Annotated in this window: 16 protein-coding genes and 1 riboswitch; of the genes, 11 read left to right on the top strand and 5 right to left on the bottom strand. The window is 66.8% G+C overall.

Annotated features, from left to right (window positions below; translation table 11 throughout):
* Window positions 1-71: 71 nt before the first annotated feature.
* Entirely contained in the window at window positions 72-977 is a 906-nt protein-coding gene (locus B3349_RS19010; protein WP_291591099.1) for a LysR substrate-binding domain-containing protein, read from the bottom strand.
* Window positions 978-1,124: 147 nt separating this feature from the next.
* On the opposite strand from B3349_RS19010, the gene B3349_RS19005 reads away from it, so the two are divergent.
* The 7 genes from B3349_RS19005 (at window position 1,125) to B3349_RS18975 (ending at window position 8,375) form a co-directional block, all read left to right on the top strand.
* Window positions 1,125-2,015, top strand: coding sequence for an HTD2 family dehydratase (locus B3349_RS19005; RefSeq protein WP_291591098.1), 891 nt, complete (start codon window positions 1,125-1,127; stop codon window positions 2,013-2,015).
* An 84-nt stretch (window positions 2,016-2,099) separates the two neighbouring features.
* Complete coding sequence (locus B3349_RS19000; protein WP_066538641.1) at window positions 2,100-3,266, top strand: acyl-CoA dehydrogenase family protein; 1,167 nt, start codon at window positions 2,100-2,102, stop codon at window positions 3,264-3,266.
* Window positions 3,267-3,285: 19 nt separating this feature from the next.
* Window positions 3,286-4,485: a CaiB/BaiF CoA transferase family protein gene (locus B3349_RS18995; protein WP_291591097.1), complete on the top strand. Its 1,200-nt coding sequence runs from the start codon at window positions 3,286-3,288 to the stop codon at window positions 4,483-4,485.
* Between the two features lie 78 nt (window positions 4,486-4,563).
* Window positions 4,564-5,928: an MmgE/PrpD family protein gene (locus tag B3349_RS18990; RefSeq protein ID WP_291591096.1), complete on the top strand. Its 1,365-nt coding sequence runs from the start codon at window positions 4,564-4,566 to the stop codon at window positions 5,926-5,928.
* Window positions 5,929-6,035: 107 nt separating this feature from the next.
* Window positions 6,036-7,037: a tripartite tricarboxylate transporter substrate binding protein BugD gene (locus B3349_RS18985; protein ID WP_291591094.1), complete on the top strand. Its 1,002-nt coding sequence runs from the start codon at window positions 6,036-6,038 to the stop codon at window positions 7,035-7,037.
* A gap of 64 nt (window positions 7,038-7,101) precedes the next feature.
* Entirely contained in the window at window positions 7,102-7,479 is a 378-nt protein-coding gene (locus tag B3349_RS18980) for a VOC family protein (protein ID WP_291591231.1), read from the top strand.
* Window positions 7,480-7,508: 29 nt separating this feature from the next.
* Entirely contained in the window at window positions 7,509-8,375 is an 867-nt protein-coding gene (locus tag B3349_RS18975; RefSeq protein WP_291591093.1) for an HpcH/HpaI aldolase/citrate lyase family protein, read from the top strand.
* Window positions 8,376-8,453: 78 nt separating this feature from the next.
* On the opposite strand, the gene B3349_RS18970 is transcribed toward B3349_RS18975, so the two are convergent.
* Window positions 8,454-9,761 carry a Glu/Leu/Phe/Val family dehydrogenase gene (locus tag B3349_RS18970; RefSeq protein ID WP_291591092.1) on the bottom strand — a complete coding sequence of 436 codons (1,308 nt, stop codon included), beginning with the start codon at window positions 9,759-9,761 and terminating at the stop codon, window positions 8,454-8,456.
* Between the two features lie 338 nt (window positions 9,762-10,099).
* Between B3349_RS18970 and B3349_RS18965 the strand changes: the two genes are divergently transcribed.
* Window positions 10,100-11,029 (top strand): fumarylacetoacetate hydrolase family protein, encoded by a 930-nt coding sequence (locus B3349_RS18965; protein WP_291591091.1) that lies wholly within the window; start codon window positions 10,100-10,102, stop codon window positions 11,027-11,029.
* Window positions 11,030-11,144: 115 nt separating this feature from the next.
* Here the strand turns inward: B3349_RS18965 and B3349_RS18960 are convergent, their stop codons facing one another.
* From B3349_RS18960 to B3349_RS18950, 3 genes are all read right to left on the bottom strand, one after another.
* Complete coding sequence (locus B3349_RS18960) at window positions 11,145-12,119, bottom strand: Bug family tripartite tricarboxylate transporter substrate binding protein (RefSeq protein ID WP_291591089.1); 975 nt, start codon at window positions 12,117-12,119, stop codon at window positions 11,145-11,147.
* A gap of 102 nt (window positions 12,120-12,221) precedes the next feature.
* A complete protein-coding gene (locus B3349_RS18955) occupies window positions 12,222-13,124 on the bottom strand; it encodes a PPK2 family polyphosphate kinase (RefSeq protein ID WP_291591088.1) in 903 nt (300 codons plus the stop codon).
* Between the two features lie 138 nt (window positions 13,125-13,262).
* Window positions 13,263-14,180 carry a LysR family transcriptional regulator gene (locus B3349_RS18950; RefSeq protein ID WP_291591086.1) on the bottom strand — a complete coding sequence of 306 codons (918 nt, stop codon included), beginning with the start codon at window positions 14,178-14,180 and terminating at the stop codon, window positions 13,263-13,265.
* Window positions 14,181-14,274: 94 nt separating this feature from the next.
* On the opposite strand from B3349_RS18950, the gene B3349_RS18945 reads away from it, so the two are divergent.
* The 3 genes from B3349_RS18945 (at window position 14,275) to metH (ending at window position 18,691) form a co-directional block, all read left to right on the top strand.
* A complete protein-coding gene (locus B3349_RS18945; RefSeq protein WP_291591229.1) occupies window positions 14,275-14,781 on the top strand; it encodes a PACE efflux transporter in 507 nt (168 codons plus the stop codon).
* A 209-nt stretch (window positions 14,782-14,990) separates the two neighbouring features.
* Window positions 14,991-15,758 carry a VIT1/CCC1 transporter family protein gene (locus tag B3349_RS18940; RefSeq protein ID WP_291591084.1) on the top strand — a complete coding sequence of 256 codons (768 nt, stop codon included), beginning with the start codon at window positions 14,991-14,993 and terminating at the stop codon, window positions 15,756-15,758.
* Between the two features lie 44 nt (window positions 15,759-15,802).
* Window positions 15,803-15,905: riboswitch (S-adenosyl-L-homocysteine riboswitch) on the top strand.
* 35 nt (window positions 15,906-15,940) lie between these two features.
* Window positions 15,941-18,691: a methionine synthase gene (gene metH, locus B3349_RS18935; RefSeq protein ID WP_291591082.1), complete on the top strand. Its 2,751-nt coding sequence runs from the start codon at window positions 15,941-15,943 to the stop codon at window positions 18,689-18,691.
* The last annotated feature ends 32 nt before the right edge of the window (window positions 18,692-18,723 follow it).

Below are 18,723 nucleotides of genomic sequence, written 5' to 3'. Positions count from 1 at the left end.
GCCGCTTTTTTGTGGGTGGTCTGCAGCCTGTGGGCCTGTCTGGCCGGCGCATCGGCCTCGACTTCAGCCTCTTACGGCGACGATGGGGGCAGGTGGTAGGCCTGGATGGCATCCATCAGGGCCTGCACATGGGGGGAGGGCATCTGCCCTTCGCGCAGCAGCATGTAGCGCGGGCGCACGGCCCAGCCATCCTGCAGCTGCACGCGGTGCAGCGGGCTCTGGCTGCGGTGGCGCAGCGCCGCGCTTTCCGGCACCACGGCCACGCCCACGCCGGCGGCCACCATGCGGCACATGGCGTCGAAGTTGGACAGCTGGATGCGCAGCCGCAGCGTGTGGCCCAGCTGCTGGCCGATCTGGTCCAGAAACGTCTGCAGCGTGCTGTGGCGGTGCATGCCGACAAAGTGCTCGTGCAGCACCTGGGCAAACGCGATCTGCTGGTGGCTGCGCCACGCGGGCGTGTCGGGGGTGACCAGCACCAGGCGGTCGGTGCTGAAGTGCAGGCTGGTCAGGCCGTGGGTGTCCACCTCGCCGGCGATGATGCCCAGATCGGCCCGGCCTTCGCGGATGTCGTGCGCAATATGGGCATTGGGGCGTTCCTGCAGGTCCACGCTGATGTGCGGGTGCTGCATCAGGTAGGCGGCCAGGATGTCGGGCATGAACTCCGTCACCGCCGTGGTGTTGGCAAAGACGCGCACATGGCCGCGCAGGCCGGCGCCGTATTCCTGCAGATCGGCCTGCAGCTGGCGGGTCTGCTCCAGCATGGCGCGGGCATGGTGCAGGAAGGCCTCGCCCGGCGGCGACAGGCGGACCCCGCGAGCCTCTCGAATCAGCAAAGGCATGCCAGCCTGTTCCTCCAGCGCCTTGATGCGCGCGCTGGTGGCCGCCAGCGAGAGGTGGGATTGCTCTGAGGCGCGCGTCAGGCTTCCTGTCTGTGCTATCAAAAGAAATAGACGCAGGTCCTTGAGTTCCAGTTGCATGGCGGCAGAGGGTTTCTACTTAAAACAGCAAGCCTTCCAAAAAACGGAAGGATGGCTTGCAAACTGTGTGATTGTAGACAGGGCATCGCAGCGCCAAGATGCGCCATCGGCCCGGCTTGTGTGTCTGGGCTTTGGACCGCACGCACCATGAGCGATTTCTCCCCCCTGATCGACGCCGCCGCCCTGGCCCATCTGCAAACCTGGCAAGGCAAGTCCGAGACCACGCCCGACAGCATCACCACGGCGCCGCTGCGTGCGCTGTCTGCCACGCTAGACCGCGACGATGCCCCGCCCGCACCGGGCAGCGTGGTGCCGCCGCTGTGGCACTGGCTGTATTTCCTGCCGCATGCGCGCCAGAGCGAGATCGGCCCGGACGGCCATCCCCGGCGCGGCGGCTTTCTGCCGCCGGTGCCGTTGCCGCGCCGCATGTGGGCGGGCGGCCGCCTGCGCTGGGACGTCGGCAACCCGCTCCGGGTGGGGCAGGAGGTGGAACGCCTCTCCACCATCCAGTCGGTCCGGCACAAGGCCGGCCGTTCGGGCGAGCTGCTGTTTGTCCAGGTCGAGCACCAGTTCCGCAATGCCCAGGGCGTGGCGCTGACGGAGGAGCACGACATCGTCTACCGCCCGCTGGCCCAGCCCGGCGAGGCCGCACCGGCCCCGCAGACGCCGCCGCTGGCCGGTCAGGCCGCATGGTCGCGCACCATCGTGCCCGACGATGTGCTGCTGTTCCGCTATTCGGCGCTGACCTTCAACGGCCACCGCATCCACTACGACCGCCAGTACGTCACCCAGGTGGAAGGCTATCCCGGCCTGATCGTGCACGGCCCGCTGATTGCCACCTTGCTGGTGGACCTGGTGCGCCGCAGCGTGCCTGGTGCGCTGCTGGCCGGTTTTGCCTTCAAGGCCGTGCGCCCCACCTTCGATCTGCATGCCTTCAGCGTGCATGGCAAGCCTTCGGCAGACGGCAAGACCATCGAGCTGTGGGCCCAGGACCACGACGGCTGGCTGACCATGCAGGCCACCGCCACGCTGGCCTGAGCGGCCAGCACATTCCCGACACCGCGGCCGCCTGCGCCGCCGCAGGCCACGCCAGCAGCCGTTCCGGCTGAAAGAGACCACGCCATGATTGAACAGACCCAGAGCAACAACTACCCCGAAATCCGTGATGCCATCCGCGATCTGTGCAAAGGCTTTCCGGACGAGTATTTCCGCAAGGTCGACGAAGAGCGCGCCTACCCCGAAGCCTTTGTCAACGCGCTCACCGAAGCCGGCTGGCTGGCGGCGCTGATCCCGCAGGAATACGGCGGCTCCGGCCTGGGCCTGACCGAGGCCTCGGTCATCATGGAAGAAATCAACCGCTGCGGCGGCAACTCCGGTGCCTGCCACGGCCAGATGTACAACATGGGAACGCTGCTGCGCCATGGCTCCGAGGCGCAGAAGCAGAAGTACCTGCCCAAGATCGCCAGCGGCGCATGGCGTCTGCAGTCCATGGGCGTGACCGAGCCCACCACCGGCACCGACACCACCAAGATCAAGACCAGCGCGGTCAAGCAGGGCGACAAATACGTCATCAACGGCCAGAAGGTGTGGATCAGCCGCATCCAGCACAGCGACTTCATGATTCTGCTGGCACGCACCACGCCGCTGGCCGAGGTGAAGAAGAAGTCCGAAGGCATGTCCATCTTCATGGTGGACCTGCGCGAGGCCGAGAAGAAGGGCATGACCGTGCGCCCCATCCCCAACATGGTCAACCACGAGACCAACGAGCTGTTCTTCGAGAACCTGGAGCTGCCCGAAGACAGCCTGATCGGCGAAGAAGGCAAGGGCTTCAAGTACATCCTGGACGGCCTGAACGCCGAGCGCACGCTGATCGCCGCCGAGTGCATCGGCGACGGCTACTGGTTCATGGACCGTGTGACCCAGTACGTGAAGGACCGCACCGTGTTCGGCCGCCCCATCGGCCAGAACCAGGGCGTGCAGTTCCCGATTGCCGAGACCTTCATCGAGCTGGAAGCCGCCAACCTGATGCGCTGGAAAGCCTGCGAGCTGTTCGACCGGCACGAAGCCATGGGCGCCCAGGCCAACATGGCCAAGTACCTGGCGGCCAAGGCCAGCTGGGAAGCGGCAAATGCCTGCCTGCAGTTCCACGGTGGCTTCGGCTTTGCCTGCGAATACGACGTGGAACGCAAGTTCCGCGAGACGCGGCTCTACCAGGTGGCGCCCATCTCCACCAACCTGATCTATTCCTACGTGGCCGAGCACCTGTTGGGCTTGCCCCGTTCCTTCTGAGCACCGGGGGACATCCGACATGGCAATCTCTGAACGCCCCCGTCCGCTGGACGGCATCACCGTCGTCTCGCTGGAACATGCGGTGGCCGCACCGTTCTGCACGCGCCAGCTGGCCGATCTGGGTGCGCGCGTCATCAAGGTGGAACGCCCCGGCAGCGGCGACTTTGCGCGCGGCTATGACCAGCGAGTGCAGGGGCAGTCTTCGCACTTCACCTGGATCAACCGCAGCAAGCAAAGCCTGGCCCTGGATGTGAAGCAGCCCCAGGCCAAGCAGGCCTTGCTGGCGCTGCTGGCCAGCGCCGATGTGCTGGTGCAGAACCTGGCGCCCGGCGCGGCAGCGCGCATGGGCCTGTCGTACGAGGCACTGAAGGCGCACAACCCGCGGCTGATCGTCTGCGACATCAGCGGCTACGGCAGCGACGGCCCCTACCGCGACAAAAAAGCCTACGACCTGCTGATCCAGAGCGAGGCCGGCTTCCTGTCCGTCACCGGCACGCCGGAGACCCCCAGCAAATCCGGCATTTCGGTGGCCGACATTGCGGCGGGCATGTACGCCTACACCAACATCCTGTCGGCCCTGCTGCTGCGCGGCAAGACGGGTGAGGGCAGCCACATCGATGTGTCCATGCTCGAAGCCATGGGCGAATGGATGGGCTACCCGCTGTACTACGCCTACGACGGTGCCACGCCGCCGCCGCGCACCGGCGCATCGCACGCCAGCATCTACCCCTACGGCCCGTTCCAGGCCGGGGATGGCGGCACCGTGATGCTGGGCCTGCAGAACGAGCGCGAATGGAAAGCCTTCTGCGACGCGGTGCTGCTGCGCCCCGAAGTGGCCACCGATGCGCGCTTCAACAGCAATGCCAACCGCAACGCCCACCGCGCGGCGCTGCAGGAGCTGATCCTGCAGGAGTTCCATGCGCTCACCGCTGCCCAGCTGGTGGAGCGGCTGGAGACGGCGGGGATTGCCAACGCCCGCGTCAACGACATGGCCGGCCTGTGGGCCCACCCGCAGTTGGCGGCACGCCAGCGCTGGCGCACCGTGGAAACGCCCGCAGGCGAGGTGCCGGCGCTGCTGCCGCCGGGCGTGAACAGTGCCTTCGACTACCGCATGGACCCGATTCCCGCCGTGGGCCAGCACAACGCCGCCATCCTGGCAGAGCTGGGCTGGAGCGCGGAGCAGGTGGCTGCGCTGCAGCAGGCGCAGACGGCGGCCTGAACACGACCCCACCACGCACATCGCACGGGCATGCCAAGCGCCCAAGCGCCCAAGAGCCCAAGAGCCCAGGAGACCGGAATGAAAGCAGAAAACCACGTCGCCATCCACCCGCTGGCCCAGTTCGCCGCCACCTTGCAATGGAGCCAGGTGCCCGCTGCCGTGCAGCGCAAGGCCGAAGACCTGTGGGTGGACTGGTTCGGCTCCGTGCTGGCCGGGCAGAACGCCCGCCCGGTGCACAGCATCGCGCGCTTCGCGCTGTCGCAAGGCCCGGCGCAGGGGCCGTGCGAAGTGATCGGCCAGAGCGCCACCACCTCGCCCATGATGGCGGCGCTGGCCAATGCCGCGGCCGCGCATGTGGCCGAACAGGATGATGTGCACAACGGCTCGGTGTTCCATCCGGCGGCCGTGGTGTTCCCCCCGGCCGTGGCGGTGGCGCAGAGCCTGGGTGCCAGCGGCGCACAGCTGATGGCCGCCTGCGTGGCCGGCTATGAAGTGGGCATCCGCGTGGGCGAGTTCCTGGGCCGCAGCCACTACAAGATCTTCCACACCACGGGCACGGCCGGCACGCTGGCGGCCGCTGCCGCAGTGGGCAATCTGCTGGGACTGACGCCGGCACAGATGCAGCATGCCCTGGGTTCGGCCGGCACGCAGGCGGCCGGTCTGTGGGAGTTTCTGCGCACGGCGGCCGACAGCAAGCAGCTGCACACCGCGCACGCGGCATCGGCCGGGCTGATGGCAGCCTATCTGGCGCAGGACGGCTTCACCGGTGCACAGGACATCTTCACCGGCCCGCAGGGGCTGGCTGCGGGCATGAGCACCGATGCCGATCCCGCCCGCCTCACCGATGGCCTGGGCACACGCTGGGCCACGGCGGAGACCAGTTTCAAATGGCATGCCTCCTGCCGCCACACGCATCCGGCGGCCGATGCCTTGCTGCAGGTCATGCAACGTGACGGTGTGCAGATAAGCGACATCGCGCAGGTCGTCTGCCATGTGCACCAGGGGGCCATCGATGTGCTGGGTCCGGTCACGTCGCCCGCCACGGTGCACCAGAGCAAGTTCTCCATGGGCACGGTGCTGGCCCTGGCCGCGCGTTTTGGTCATGCGGGTTTGACCGAATTCGACGAACAGTATCTGGCCGCTGACACTGTGGCCCTGCGCAACAAAGTCACGATGGCACTCGACCCCGAAGTCGATGCCGCTTACCCACAACGCTGGATCGGCAAAGTGACGGTGCAGACCACCGATGGACGCACGCTGCACGGCCGTGTCGATGAGCCCAAGGGCGACCCGGGCAACACGCTGAGCCGCCAGGAAATCACTGACAAGGCCTTGCGCCTGGCCGCCTATGGCAGCCAGGTGCCTGCTGCGCAGGTGCAGCAGACGGTGGAGCAGCTGTGGCAGGTTGCGCAGTGGCCCCGCGTGGCGCGGCTGCTGGCCTGATCCGGCACCCAATCTGGCATGTCTGCGGCGGGGGCTGCGGACATGCTTTCCCCCGAGGGCAATGGCACCACAGAAATGCCTGCCCTGTGACCCTAAGGAGACACTCCATGACCCGTTCTTCCACTTCCCGCCGTTGGGCCCTGCGTGCCTGCGCTGCAGGCGCTGTGCTGGCCCTGGGTGCCGGCAGCGCCATGGCCAACAACTGGCCCGACAAGCCCATCACACTGGTGGTGCCCTACACTGCCGGCGGCCCCACCGATGTGGTGGCCCGCCTGATTGCCGTGCCCATGGGCCAGAGCCTGGGCCAGACCGTGCTGGTGGAAAACACGGTGGGCGCGGGCGGCACCATTGCCCCGGCCCGCGTGGCCAAGTCCAAGAACGACGGCTACACCATCCTGATCCACCACATGGGCATGGCCACCGCACCGGCGCTGTACAAAAAGCTGCCCTACGACCCGCTGAAGGATTTCGAATACATCGGCCAGGTGCTGGATGTGCCCATGACGCTGCTGTCGCGCAAGGACTTCCCGGCCAACAACTTCAAGGAGCTGCAGGACTACGTCAAGAAGAACCAGGACAAGGTCTCGCTGGCCAATGCCGGCATCGGCGCCGTGTCGCAGTTGTGCGGCATGCTGTTCATGCACCAGATGGGTGTGAAGCTGACCACCGTGCCCTACAAGGGCGCCGGCCCGGCCATGAACGACCTGATGGGCGGCCAGGTGGACCTGCTGTGCGACCAGACCACGCAGACCGTGCCGGTGATCAAGGACGGCAAGCGCGCCAAGGTGTTCGGCGTGACCACGTCCGAGCGCCTGTCTTCGCTGCCCGAGATCCCGACCTTGAACGAACAGGGCCTGAAAGGCTTTGACGTGAAGGTCTGGCACGGCATGTACGCGCCCAAGGGCACGCCGAAGGAAGCGGTCGACAAGATCAACAAGGCGCTGAACGTGGCCCTGAAGGACGACAACGTGAAGAAGCGCATTGCCGAACTCAGCTCCGACCTGGTGTCGCCCGAAAAAGCCACCCCCGAAGGCCTGCGCAAGCACCTGGAAGCCGAAGTCGCCCGCTGGGACAAGGTGATCAAGGCTGCTGGCGTCACCGCCGAATAATCCCCGCTGTTGCACGGCTGCCGCCGGTGGCCGTGCAGATGAAACCAAGCACTGTATGACTGCATTGATCGACCGCCTGGACCACCTGGTCCTGACCACCGCGCACGAAACCGCCTGCGTGCACTTTTACTGCACCGTGCTGGGCATGGAACTGCAGACGTTTGGCGAAGGCCGCAAGGCCTTTGTCTGGAACGGGCAGAAGATCAATCTGCACCTCCAGGGTAGGGAGTTCGAACCCAAGGCACAGCACCCCACACCGGGGTCGCTGGACCTGTGCTTCATCGCGGTCGTGCCGCTGGAACAGGTCCAGCAGCAACTGGCCGCACACGGCATTGCCGTGGAATGCGGCCCGGTGCAACGCACCGGCGCACGCGGCCCCATACGCTCGGTGTATGTGCGCGACCCCGATCTGAACCTGATCGAAATTTCCGAATACCTCTGACCGTTTCCGGTCCGCTGGAGACCCCTGCCATGTCCGCATTGGTGCAGCACGCCTGCTCGTTTCTGTTCGTCCCTGCCAACCGCCCCGAGCGCCTGCTCAAGGCCCTGGCCAGCGGGGCCGACATGGTGATTGCCGACTGGGAGGATGCGGTAGCCCCGGCCGACAAGGATGGTGCCCGCGCTGCCCTGCTGGCCGCGTGCGCCGACCTTGCCCCGGCGCAGCGGGCCCGCCTGCTGGTGCGCATCAATGCCGCAGGCACAGCCTGGCACGCACCGGATCTGCGTGCGCTGGCGCAGCTGGTCGGGCAGGGCGTGGCCGGTGCCGTGGTGCCCAAGGCCGAGTCGGCCGGCACGCTGCAGGGCGTGGCCGCAGTGGCGGGCAGCGCCTGTGCGCTGGTGCCACTGATCGAGTCGGTGGCCGGGCTGGATGCTGCGGATGCCCTGGCCCGCGCGCCGCAGGTGGCCCGGCTGGCGTTCGGGCACCTGGATTTTCAGGTGGATGCCGGCATGCAGTGCGCGCCGGACGAAGCCGAGCTGCTGCCGGTGCGCATGGCCCTGGTGCTGGCCTCGCGCCGGGGCACACTGGCGCAGCCCATCGACGGGGTGACCGTGGACACGCGCGATGCGACCACCACCACCGCCGACACCTGGCGCGCCCAGCGCATGGGCTTTGGTGGCAAGCTGTGCATCCACCCGGCGCAGGTGGCCTCGGTGCATGCGGTGTTTGCACCCACGCCCGAAGCCGTGCAGCGTGCCCGGCAGGTGGTGCAGGCCATGGAGGCGGCGCAGGGCGGGGTGTGCGTGCTGGACGGCCGTATGGTCGATGCCCCGGTGCTCCACCTGGCGCGCCAGGCCCTGCAGCGCCATGCCTGGGCACTGCAACGCAGCCCCCACTGAAGCTCGGTGCAGGTGGCCTGTGGCCATGAAAAAAAGGGCCGCTGACGCGGCCCCTGCAGACTGGACGCTGTCCAGGCTTTATGGGTACAGACCGCGCATTTCGCGGGCGTGCAGGATGCGCTTGCAGGCCACGATGAAGGTGGCGGTGCGCAGCGACACCTTGTTCTCCTGCGCCACCTGCCAGATGCCGGCAAAGGCCTCCTGCATGATGCGTACCAGACGGGCGTTGATTTCGTCCTCGGTCCAGAAGAAGCTGGAGAAATCCTGCACCCATTCGAAGTACGACACCGTCACGCCGCCGGCGTTGGCGATCACGTCGGGCAGCACCAGCACGCCCTTGTCGTTCAGGATGTCATCGGCTTCCGGGGTGGTGGGGCCGTTGGCGCCTTCGATCACCATCTTGGCCTTGATCTTTCCGGCATTCTTGGCCGTGATCTGGCCTTCCAGCGCAGCGGGAATCAGGATGTCGCAGTCCACACCCCAGAACTCCTCGTTCTTGAGCTTGTCGCCGCCCTTGAAGCCGCCGACACCGCCGGTATTGCCCACATGCTCCAGCAGCGCGGGCACGTCAAAGCCCTTGGCGTTGTAGATGCTGCCGGTGTGGTCCTGCACCGCCACCACGATGGCGCCGGCATCGGCAAACAGCTTGCCGGCCGTGCCGCCCACATTGCCGAAGCCCTGCACCGCCACGCGGGCGCCGGAGATGGCCAGGCCGGTCAGCTTGGCAGCTTCCACGCCCACGGTGAATACACCGCGGCCCGTGGCTTCCACACGGCCCAGCGACCCGCCCAGGTCCACCGGCTTGCCGGTGACCACGCCGGTAGACGTGGCGCCGGTGTTCATGGAGTACGTGTCCATCATCCAGGCCATGATCTGGCCATTGGTGTTCACGTCCGGCGCTGGGATGTCCTTGGAGGGGCCGATCATCATGCCGATTTCGCTGGTGTAGCGGCGTGTCAGGCGCTCCAGCTCACCGCGGGTCAGCGTCTTGGGATCGACACGGATGCCGCCCTTGGCGCCGCCGTAGGGCACGTTCACCGCAGCGTTCTTCACCGACATCCAGGCGGACAGCGCCATCACTTCGGACAGCGTCACATCCTGGTGAAAACGCACGCCACCCTTGCCGGGGCCCCGGCTCAGGTTGTGCTGTACCCGGTAGCCCTCGAAGTGGGCGATGGTGCCGTTGTCCAGTTCGATCGGCACATCTACGATCAGGATGCGCTTGGGGCGCTTGAGCGTTTCCACCCAGCGCGCCAACGAGCCCAGATAGGGCGTGACCCGGTCGACCTGCTGCAGGTAGTTGCCCCAGGGGCCGAGGTCGTGGGCGTTGAGGTAGGAGGGCAGCGCATGTGCCGGTTTGGATGCGGAGGTACTGGAGGCTTGCATGGTAGGGCCTGGGTGGAGATGGAATGAATGCCTCCCGCTGTGCGAGTGGGCGGCATCCGCCTGCTTTTTTCCAGAGTAGGCACAGCGGCGGATGCTGTCCAAGGCCAGTTGGTAGCGGCCTCATGCATTTTGCGCATGATCTTGCATCGGTGTCCAATTTTCAGACAAAGTGATTGCAAAAGATGCCTTCTGTCGCCGTTTTTTCCGTTCAAGGACGGCGCGCCAGCGCGGAAAACCCTTGCCGGGGTGCATGCCCTGGCAGCGCCTAGGGTCACAGGGCGGCGGCGCAAAGCCTGCGGGTCGCGCAAACGGACGCGGAATTTGCCATCATCGGCACCATGCCTGAAAAGAACGATTGCCAGGACGGCTGGTGCGCCAGCGGCCCTGCCCCCTTTGCCAACACTCCCCCCATCGGCCTGGCGCCCGCGCTGCAGGAACAGCACGACGTGCTGCCGGACTGGAGCCAGCAGGCACCCGACCTGCACGAAGACGCCTACGCCATGGCCGATGCGCTGTGGTGGTCGCGCAAGCTGGGCGCGTCCCAGGCCCTGGGGGCCGATGTCGCACCGCTGCTGCGCGGACCGGACGATGCCCGCGCCGTGCAGCGCGCACTGGCGCAGACCTATGGCTGGTGGCCCGCCGACCGTGCGCCGCGCTACTGGAAGAGCGGCGGCCCTGGCCGCGCGCAGCCACTGGTGCATGCCCCCCTGCCGGAGCCGGGGGTGCTCAGCGGTCTGGCCGAAGCACCACCGCCCGGCCCGGTGTTCCAGCTGCGCGGTGCCGAAGCGGAAATTGCGCTGCGCATTGGCAGCGCGATCTCGGCCGAACAGGCCGCTGCGCTGGACCACGCCGCTGCGCTGACGCTGGTGGATGCCTGGTGCGTGGCACTGGAGTGGGTGGACGTGCGCTGGCGCGATGGCCTGAAGGCTCCCGCGCTGGCCCAGCTGGCCGACGGCCAGTGCCACGGCGGCCTGCTGCTGGGCGACTGGCAGGGCATGGACGCGCTGCAGGGCCGGGACTGGAGCACGCAGACCTGCGCCGTCACGCTCAACGGCGGAGCGCCGCAGGTCTTTACCGGCACGCACAGCCTGGGTGATCCGGCCTGGCTGCTGCGCGACTGGCTGCTGCATGTGGCGCAGACCTATGGCAGCGTGCCGGCCGGGACGGTGGTGACCACGGGCACCTGGTGCGGCTGCATGCAGCTGCAGGCGGGCGACCGCTTTCACGCTGAATTTGCAGGCCTGGGCGCACTGGCCTGGCAATTCTGACCCGGGCCTCGCTCCCAAGGGTCCCGGGGCACAGACCGCCCGTGTGCCGGGAGTGGCTTGGGGGGGGGCGGCGCTGGTGCCCTGCCGCTGTGCAGGCGACGTGGCATCGCTGGTGTCACAGTGTGATGCGGGCCTTGCGGATGATGTCCGCGTTGGCGCGGCTTTCCTGCAGCAGCAGGCTGCCAAACTCCGAAGGTGTCATCTGCAGACCCACGTTGTCGGTGCTGCGCAGCGCTTCCTGGATGGCGGGCGTGGCCAGCTGGGCCTGGACCACGCTGCTCAGGCGCTGCACCACGTCGCTGGGCGTGCGTGCCGGTGCCACAAAGCCGAACAGCGAGGTGATGTTTGCCGCCGCCACCCCTTTTTCCGCCAGCGTGGCCACCTGGGGCTGGTTGGGCGCCCGCTGCGGGCCGGTCGTGGCCAGCACGCGCAGCTTGCCCTGGGTGATCAGGCCGTTGATGGTGCCGTAGGGGTTGCCGGTCATGATCTCGAAATGCCCGCCCACGGCGTCGTTCACCGTCTGGCCCACGCCCTTGTAGGGCACATGCACAAACTGCGCACCGGTCAGGTGCTGGATCTGCTCCAGCATGATGTGCCCCACCGAGCCCACGCCGGAGGTGGCGAAGCGGATGGTGCCGGGCTGGGCCTTGGCCTGGGCAATCAGGTCTTCCCAGCTCTTGCCCTGGAAAGCCGGCGTGGCCAGCACATAGACGGGTGAATACATCATCGGCGCCACGGCCACCACATCCTTGGCGGGGTCGTAGGGCAGCTTCATCAGGTGCGGTGACAGCGTCAGCGGGCTGATGGCAGTCAGGGCCAGCGTGTAGCCATCGGGCGTGGCCTTCAGCACCTCGGCCATGCCCACGGTGCCGCCGGCACCGCCTTTGTTTTCCACCACCATGGGCTGGCCCAGGGCCTGGGCCATCTGGTCGATCAGCCTGCGGCCCACGCTGTCGGTGACGCCACCGGCGGCATAGGGAATCACCACCCGGATGGGCCGGGCGGGCCATGGGCTCTGGGCCCAGGCGGGCAGGGTGGCCGCGGTGCAGAAAGCGGTGCTGCGGGACAGAAAATGGCGGCGGTCGATCATCGGGATGGTTCCTCTACGGGATTGGGGTGGCAAGGCATCCATGCTCGGCGCAGCGGCGCCGGGCGTCCATAGACGCTGTCCCTAGGCCCTGGGGCCGCGCACTCAGACGACGGTGATTTTTTCCAGCGCCGGGTCCCCGGGTGGGTAGCGCAGATCCAGGTTGTGCAGCAGCTCACGCAGCAGCGTGGCCACCATCAGGTTGCGGTGGGTCTTGGAGTCGGCCGGCACGATGGTCCATGGTGCCCAGGGGGTGTGGGTGGCGGCCAGCAGATGGGCATAGGCCTGCTGGTAGTCGGACCACTGGGCGCGCACCTGCAGGTCGTTCTGGTCGAACTTCCAGTGCTTGGCCGGGTCGTCCAGGCGCTCCTGCAGGCGCTGGCGCTGCTCGTCCTGGCTGATGTGCAGCATGAACTTGACGACGAGGGTGCCGGTCTCGCTGAGCATGCGCTCGAAGTCGTTGATCTGCGCATAGCGCTGCTGTTGCTGCTCGGGCGTGAGCCAGCCGTTGACCACAGGCACCAGCACGTCTTCGTACTGGCTGCGGTTGAAGACCACCACCTCGCCCGCGCCCGGTACCTGCTGGTGGATGCGCCACAGATAGTCGTGGGCTTTCTCGGTCTCGGTGGGCGCTTTCCAGCCCACGGTGCGCACGCCCAGCGGCGACATCTGGCCGAACACGCTGCGCAAGGTGCCGTCCTTGCCTGCCGCATCCATGCCCTGCAGGATCACCAGCAGCTTGTGGCGCCGGTCGGCATAGAAGATGTTCTGCAGCCCGTCCAGTTCCTGGGCCAGCTCCAGCACCCGGGCCTTGTCCTGCGCCTTGCCTTTGCCGGTGGCGAACGGTTTTCCGGCCGGATCGAAGTGGGACAGGTCTACGATGCGCCCGGTGCTGCCGGCCTGCGGGGTGCCCGGCTGGCAGCTTTGCCAGCGCTTGCGCAGCGCCGCATCGCGGCTGGTGAACGGGGAGGCGGGTGTGGAAGGGGGCGCGGCTTTCTTGGTGGCCATGGCAGGCGGCTCCTGGTGCAGAGGGAAATGCTGGCAAAACCGTAGCTGCTTGTGCCATCCACAAGCACTGCTGCAACTGTTGTGCCATAAATCCGCGGGCTGCGCCAGCAGGCATCTGCAGTGCTCAGTGTCCGGTGCTCAGTGCGCGGGGCGTTCGCGCAGCATGTGCACAAAGCGCTGCGCGGCCAGGCCCAGGGGCCGCTCCTTGGACCAGACCCAGTCCACGAACAAGGTGGTGCCGTTGCTCAGGTTCTGCACGGGAATCTCCAGCAGCGTGCCGGCGGCAATGTGGGCTTCCACCAAGCCCTTGGGCAGCCAGCCCCAGGCCAGGCCGGTGCTGATCAGCGACAGCGCCGCCTGGTGGCTGTCGGTGCGCCACTGCTGGTGGGCAAACACAAAGCGCGGATCGGTCTGCTGCGGGTCGCGGCTGGCCACCAGTACCTGGCGCGTGGCGGCCAGCTGGTCCACGTTCAGCTGGGGGGCGGGGCCGCCGGGTGCCCGGACGTCCAGCGTGGCGCGCCAGGGGGCGAACTGCGGGGCCATCACGGCCACCAGGGTTTCCTGGCCCATTTCCTGGAAGTCCTCGCGCCCGTCGATGGCCGGGCGCTCGAACACCAGGGCCAGCTGGGCACGGCCGGCGTGCAGCAGCTCCAGCGCATCGTCCTGCGGTGCGGCCAGGACCTCCACCGTCAGCGCGGGGAATTCCTGCACCAGCGGCACCAGACCATCGGCCCAGGCGGTGGACAGCAGCTCGGGCGCAATGGCAAAGGTCAGCCGCTCTTCCAGCCCCTGGTGCAGTGCCTGGGCCTGCTGGTTGAGCTGCTGCAGCTGGGCGGCCAGCAGGCGTGCCTGCGGCTCCAGCGCACGGGCTGCGGCGGTGGGCCGGGGTTCGCGCCCGCTGCGGTCGAACAGCTGCAGGTCCAGCTCGGCCTCCAGCTGGGCGACGGCCATGCTGACGGCCGACGGCACGCGCCCCAGCCGGCGCGCGGCGGCGGAAAACGAACCGCTGTCCAGCACGGCCAGAAACAGCGGTACCTGTTCGGGAGGAAAAGCCATGGCGGACAATCTATCAGTAAAACTGAAAGAAGCTGACTTTCTTCTTCAATTTTCAGAACATACACTTCAGTCCATGTCGAAATCCGCCTCTGCGATGGCACCCGCAAGTTCTCTCTCTGCCTCCCCTTCTGCTTCCCTCGCCACCCCGCCCCGTGCCTCCGGCCTGCAAGGAGCCAAGCGCCGCGTGGTGTTTGTCGGCCTGTATGAGCTGATCGCCATCATCGTCTCCAGCCTGTTGTTCATGGCCACGGGCCAGGATTCGGGCGCCTCCGGGGTGATGGCCGTGGTGGCTTCCTCCATCGCCATCTTGTGGAACCTCACGTTCAACTGGCTGTTCGAGCGCTGGGAGTTGCGCCAGAGCCGCAAGGGCCGTTCCCTGCTGCGCCGCATCGTGCATGCCGTGGGCTTTGAAGGCGGTATCGCCGCCATGCTGATCCCGCTGATGGCCTGGTGGTTCGAGATCACGCTGTGGCAGGCCGTGGTGATGGAAGCCGGTCTGCTGGTGTTCTTCATGGTCTACACCTTTGTCTTCAACTGGTGCTTTGACCGCATTTTTGGCCTGCCGGCCTCCGCCCAGGCACAGCCGGTCGCTGCCAGCTGACCGTTGCACCTGCAGGGCTGCCGGATCCGGTGTAGCCGGCGCGGCAAGCCCCTCGCAAAATTTTTGAAAAGCCCGCTGCATCGCAGCGGGCTTTTTTGCGGCATGCGGTGCATGTGCGCCCCCTATCCCAGCATTGCGCGGCACGGCGCACAATGCCAGGCAGGTGCGGCGTCCCCGTCCGGGGATGCCGCCTGTGCCAGGAGTCTGCCGTGCAGCCATCGCCTTCTTCGTCGCCCTCGTCTTCCGCAACAGCCCATGCCACTGCCAGCCCGCCGCATACGGTGCAGGACCGCAGCCATGGTGCAGCCTTGTCCAGCCGGCTGAACTGGCTGCGCGCGGCCGTGCTGGGCGCCAATGACGGCGTGCTGTCGACCGCCGGCCTGGTGCTGGGCGTGGCCGGGGCCGATGCCAGCTTCTCCGCCCTGCTGGCGGCCGGCGTGGCCGGGCTGGTGGCGGGCGCACTGTCGATGGCGGCGGGCGAATACGTCTCCGTCAGCACCCAGCGTGATACCGAAAAAGCGGCCGTCCACCAGGAAAAAGCCGAGCTGGCGGCCCTGCCCGAGGACGAGCTGCGCGAGCTGACCGCCATGCTGCAGCGCAAGGGCCTGCAGCCCGCCACCGCCCACCAGGCCGCGCTGGAGCTGACGCAGCACGATGCCCTGGCCGCCCATGCGGAGCTGGAGCTGGGCATACAGCCCGGCCAGTACACCAACCCCTGGCATGCGGCATGGGCCTCGGCGGTGTCGTTTGCCGTGGGCGCGCTGGTGCCGCTGCTGACCGTGCTGCTGTCCCCCGCAGAGCGGGCCGTGCCCTCGACGGCTGTGGCCGTGCTGCTGGCGCTGGTGGCCACCGGCGTGGCATCGGCGCACCTGGGTGGGGCACCGCGCATGCGGGCTGCCCTGCGCAATGTGGCGGGGGGACTGCTGGCCATGGGGGTGACCTATGCGATCGGCCGTGTGGTGGGGGCCCAGCTATAGCCCCGCAGGCACGGCGGCGCTGCACGCCGTAAAATCACAGGCTTCGCCCCAAGGAGCGCTGCAGCGGCCCGGTTGATGCCAACCCGCCCGTCAGGCTTGGGGTCCGGCAGGCTGCGGCCCTGTCGCATGCAACGGCGCTCACCTGTTATGTATCCCCAATTGTTTTCACACAGGTGAGTGCGATGTCTGCTGCTGTCCCCGTCTCTATTCCTCCCATGCGCCTGTCGGGCCTGGAGCCCGTGTTCATTGGCGAGGACACGCTGTTCGTTAACGTGGGCGAGCGCACCAACGTCACCGGCTCCAAGGCGTTTGCGCGCCTGATCCTGAACGAGCAGTACGAAGAAGCCCTGGCCGTGGCCCGCCAGCAGGTGGAAAACGGCGCGCAGGTGATTGACGTGAACATGGACGAGGCCATGCTGGACAGCAAGGCGGCCATGGTGCGTTTCCTGAACCTGATCGCCTCCGAGCCCGACATCGCCAAAGTGCCGGTGATGGTGGACAGCTCCAAGTGGGACGTGATCGAGGCCGGCCTGCGCTGCCTGCAGGGCAAGGGCATCGTCAACTCCATTTCCATGAAGGAAGGCGTCGAGGAGTTCAAGAAGCACGCCAAGCTTGTCAAGCGCTATGGCGCGGCTGCCGTGGTCATGGCCTTTGACGAAAAAGGCCAGGCCGACACCTACGAACGCAAGATCGAAATCTGCGAGCGCGCCTACCGCCTGCTGGTCGATGAGGTCGGCTTCGCACCCGAGGACATCATCTTCGATCCGAACATCTTTGCCGTGGCCACCGGCATCGAAGAGCACAACAACTACGGCGTCGACTTCATCGAAGCCACGCGCTGGATCAAGCAGAACCTGCCCGGTGCCAAGGTGTCCGGCGGCGTGTCCAACGTGTCGTTCTCGTTCCGCGGCAACGACCCTGTGCGCGAAGCCATCCACACCGTGTTCCTGTACCACGCGATTGCGGCCGGCATGGACATGGGCATCGTCAACGCCGGGATGGTCGGCGTGTACGACGACCTGGAGCCCCAGCTGCGCGAACGTGTGGAAGATGTGGTGCTGAACCGCCGCCCCGATGCGGCCGAGCGCCTGCTGGAGATTGCCGACCAGGCCAAGGGCAACGCCAAGGACGACAGCAAGAAGCTGGAATGGCGTGGCACGGCCGAGCACCCTCGGACTGTCGGCGAGCGCCTGTCGCACGCTCTGGTGCACGGCATCACCGACTTCATCACCGAAGACACGGAAGAGGCCTACCAGGCGATCGTGGTGCAGGGCGGCGGTCGCCCGCTGCACGTGATCGAAGGGCCGTTGATGGACGGCATGAACGTCGTGGGCGACCTGTTCGGCGCGGGCAAGATGTTCCTGCCCCAGGTCGTCAAATCTGCCCGCGTGATGAAGCAGGCCGTGGCGCATCTGGTGCCCTACATTGAAGAGGAAAAGCGCCAGCAGGAAGCCGCCGGCCTGGATGTTTCGAGCAAGGGCAAGATCGTCATCGCCACCGTCAAGGGCGATGTGCACGACATCGGCAAGAACATCGTCACCGTGGTGCTCCAGTGCAACAACTTCGAAGTCATCAACATGGGCGTGATGGTGCCCTGCCATGAGATCCTGGCCCGTGCCAAGGCCGAAGGTGCGGACATCATCGGTCTGTCCGGCCTGATCACCCCCAGCCTGGAAGAGATGCAGTACGTCGCGGGCGAAATGCACAAGGACGACTACTTCCGCATCAAGAAGATTCCGCTGCTGATCGGCGGCGCCACCTGCTCGCGCGTGCACACGGCCGTGAAGATTGCGCCCAACTACGAAGGCCCGGTGGTCTATGTGCCCGATGCCTCGCGCTCGGTCAGCGTGGCGCAGAGCCTGCTGGGCGAGGGCAAGGACGCCTATGTCAACGAGGTGATGGCCGACTACGACAAGGCCCGCAGCCAGCACGCCAACAAGAAGAAGACCCCGCTGTGGACGCTGGAGCAGGCCCGCGCCAATGCCACGCCGGTGGACTTTGCCCACCATGCCCCCGTGGTGCCCCGTGCGCTGGGGCGCAAGGTGTTCCAGAACTTCGATCTGGCCGAAATTGCCCGCTACATCGACTGGGGCCCGTTCTTCCAGACCTGGGACCTGGCCGGTCCCTATCCCGCCATCCTCCAGGATGAGGTTGTGGGCGAGCAGGCCCGTCAGGTGCTCGCCGATGCGCAGGCCATGCTCAAGAAGATCATCGAAGGCCGCTGGCTGCAGGCCAACGGCGTGATGGGCCTGTTCCCTGCCAACCGGGTGGGCGACGACGTCGTGTTCTACACCGATGAATCGCGCACCCAGGTGCTGAGCACCTGGTACGGCATGCGCCAGCAGACCGAAAAGCAGATCGTGGACGGCGTGATGCGTCCCAGCCGCTGCCTGGCCGACTTTGTGGCCACCAGGGACAGCGGCATTGCCGACTACGCCGGCATGTTCGCCGTCACCGCAGGCATCGGTGCCGAGAAGAAGGACCGGGAATTCGAGGCTGCGCTGGACGACTACAGCGGCATCATGTTCAAGGCCCTGGCCGACCGCCTGGCCGAAGCCTTTGCCGAATGCCTGCACGAACGCGTGCGCAAGGACCTGTGGGGCTATGCCGAAGACGAACAGCTGAGCAACGAGCAGCTGATCAAGGAACAGTACAAAGGCATCCGCCCCGCGCCCGGCTACCCCGCCTGCCCCGACCACACGGCCAAGACCGACCTGTTCAAGGTGCTGAACGCCCGGGAGATCGGCATGCACCTGACCGAAAGCCTGGCCATGTTCCCGGCCTCCAGCGTCAGCGGTTTCTACCTGGGCCACACCGATGCCACCTACTTCAACGTGGGCCAGATCGGTGAGGACCAGCTGGAAGACATGGCCCAGCGCCGCGGCATCGACCTGGAAGTGATGCGCCGGGCACTGGCACCGAATCTGGGCTGATTCTTCACGCGCCCCCAAGCAAAAAGCCAAGG

Source organism: Comamonas sp. UBA7528 (assembly GCF_002479375.1).
Lineage (GTDB): Bacteria > Pseudomonadota > Gammaproteobacteria > Burkholderiales > Burkholderiaceae_C > Comamonas.
This window is presented reverse-complemented; position numbering and strand designations above follow the sequence as displayed.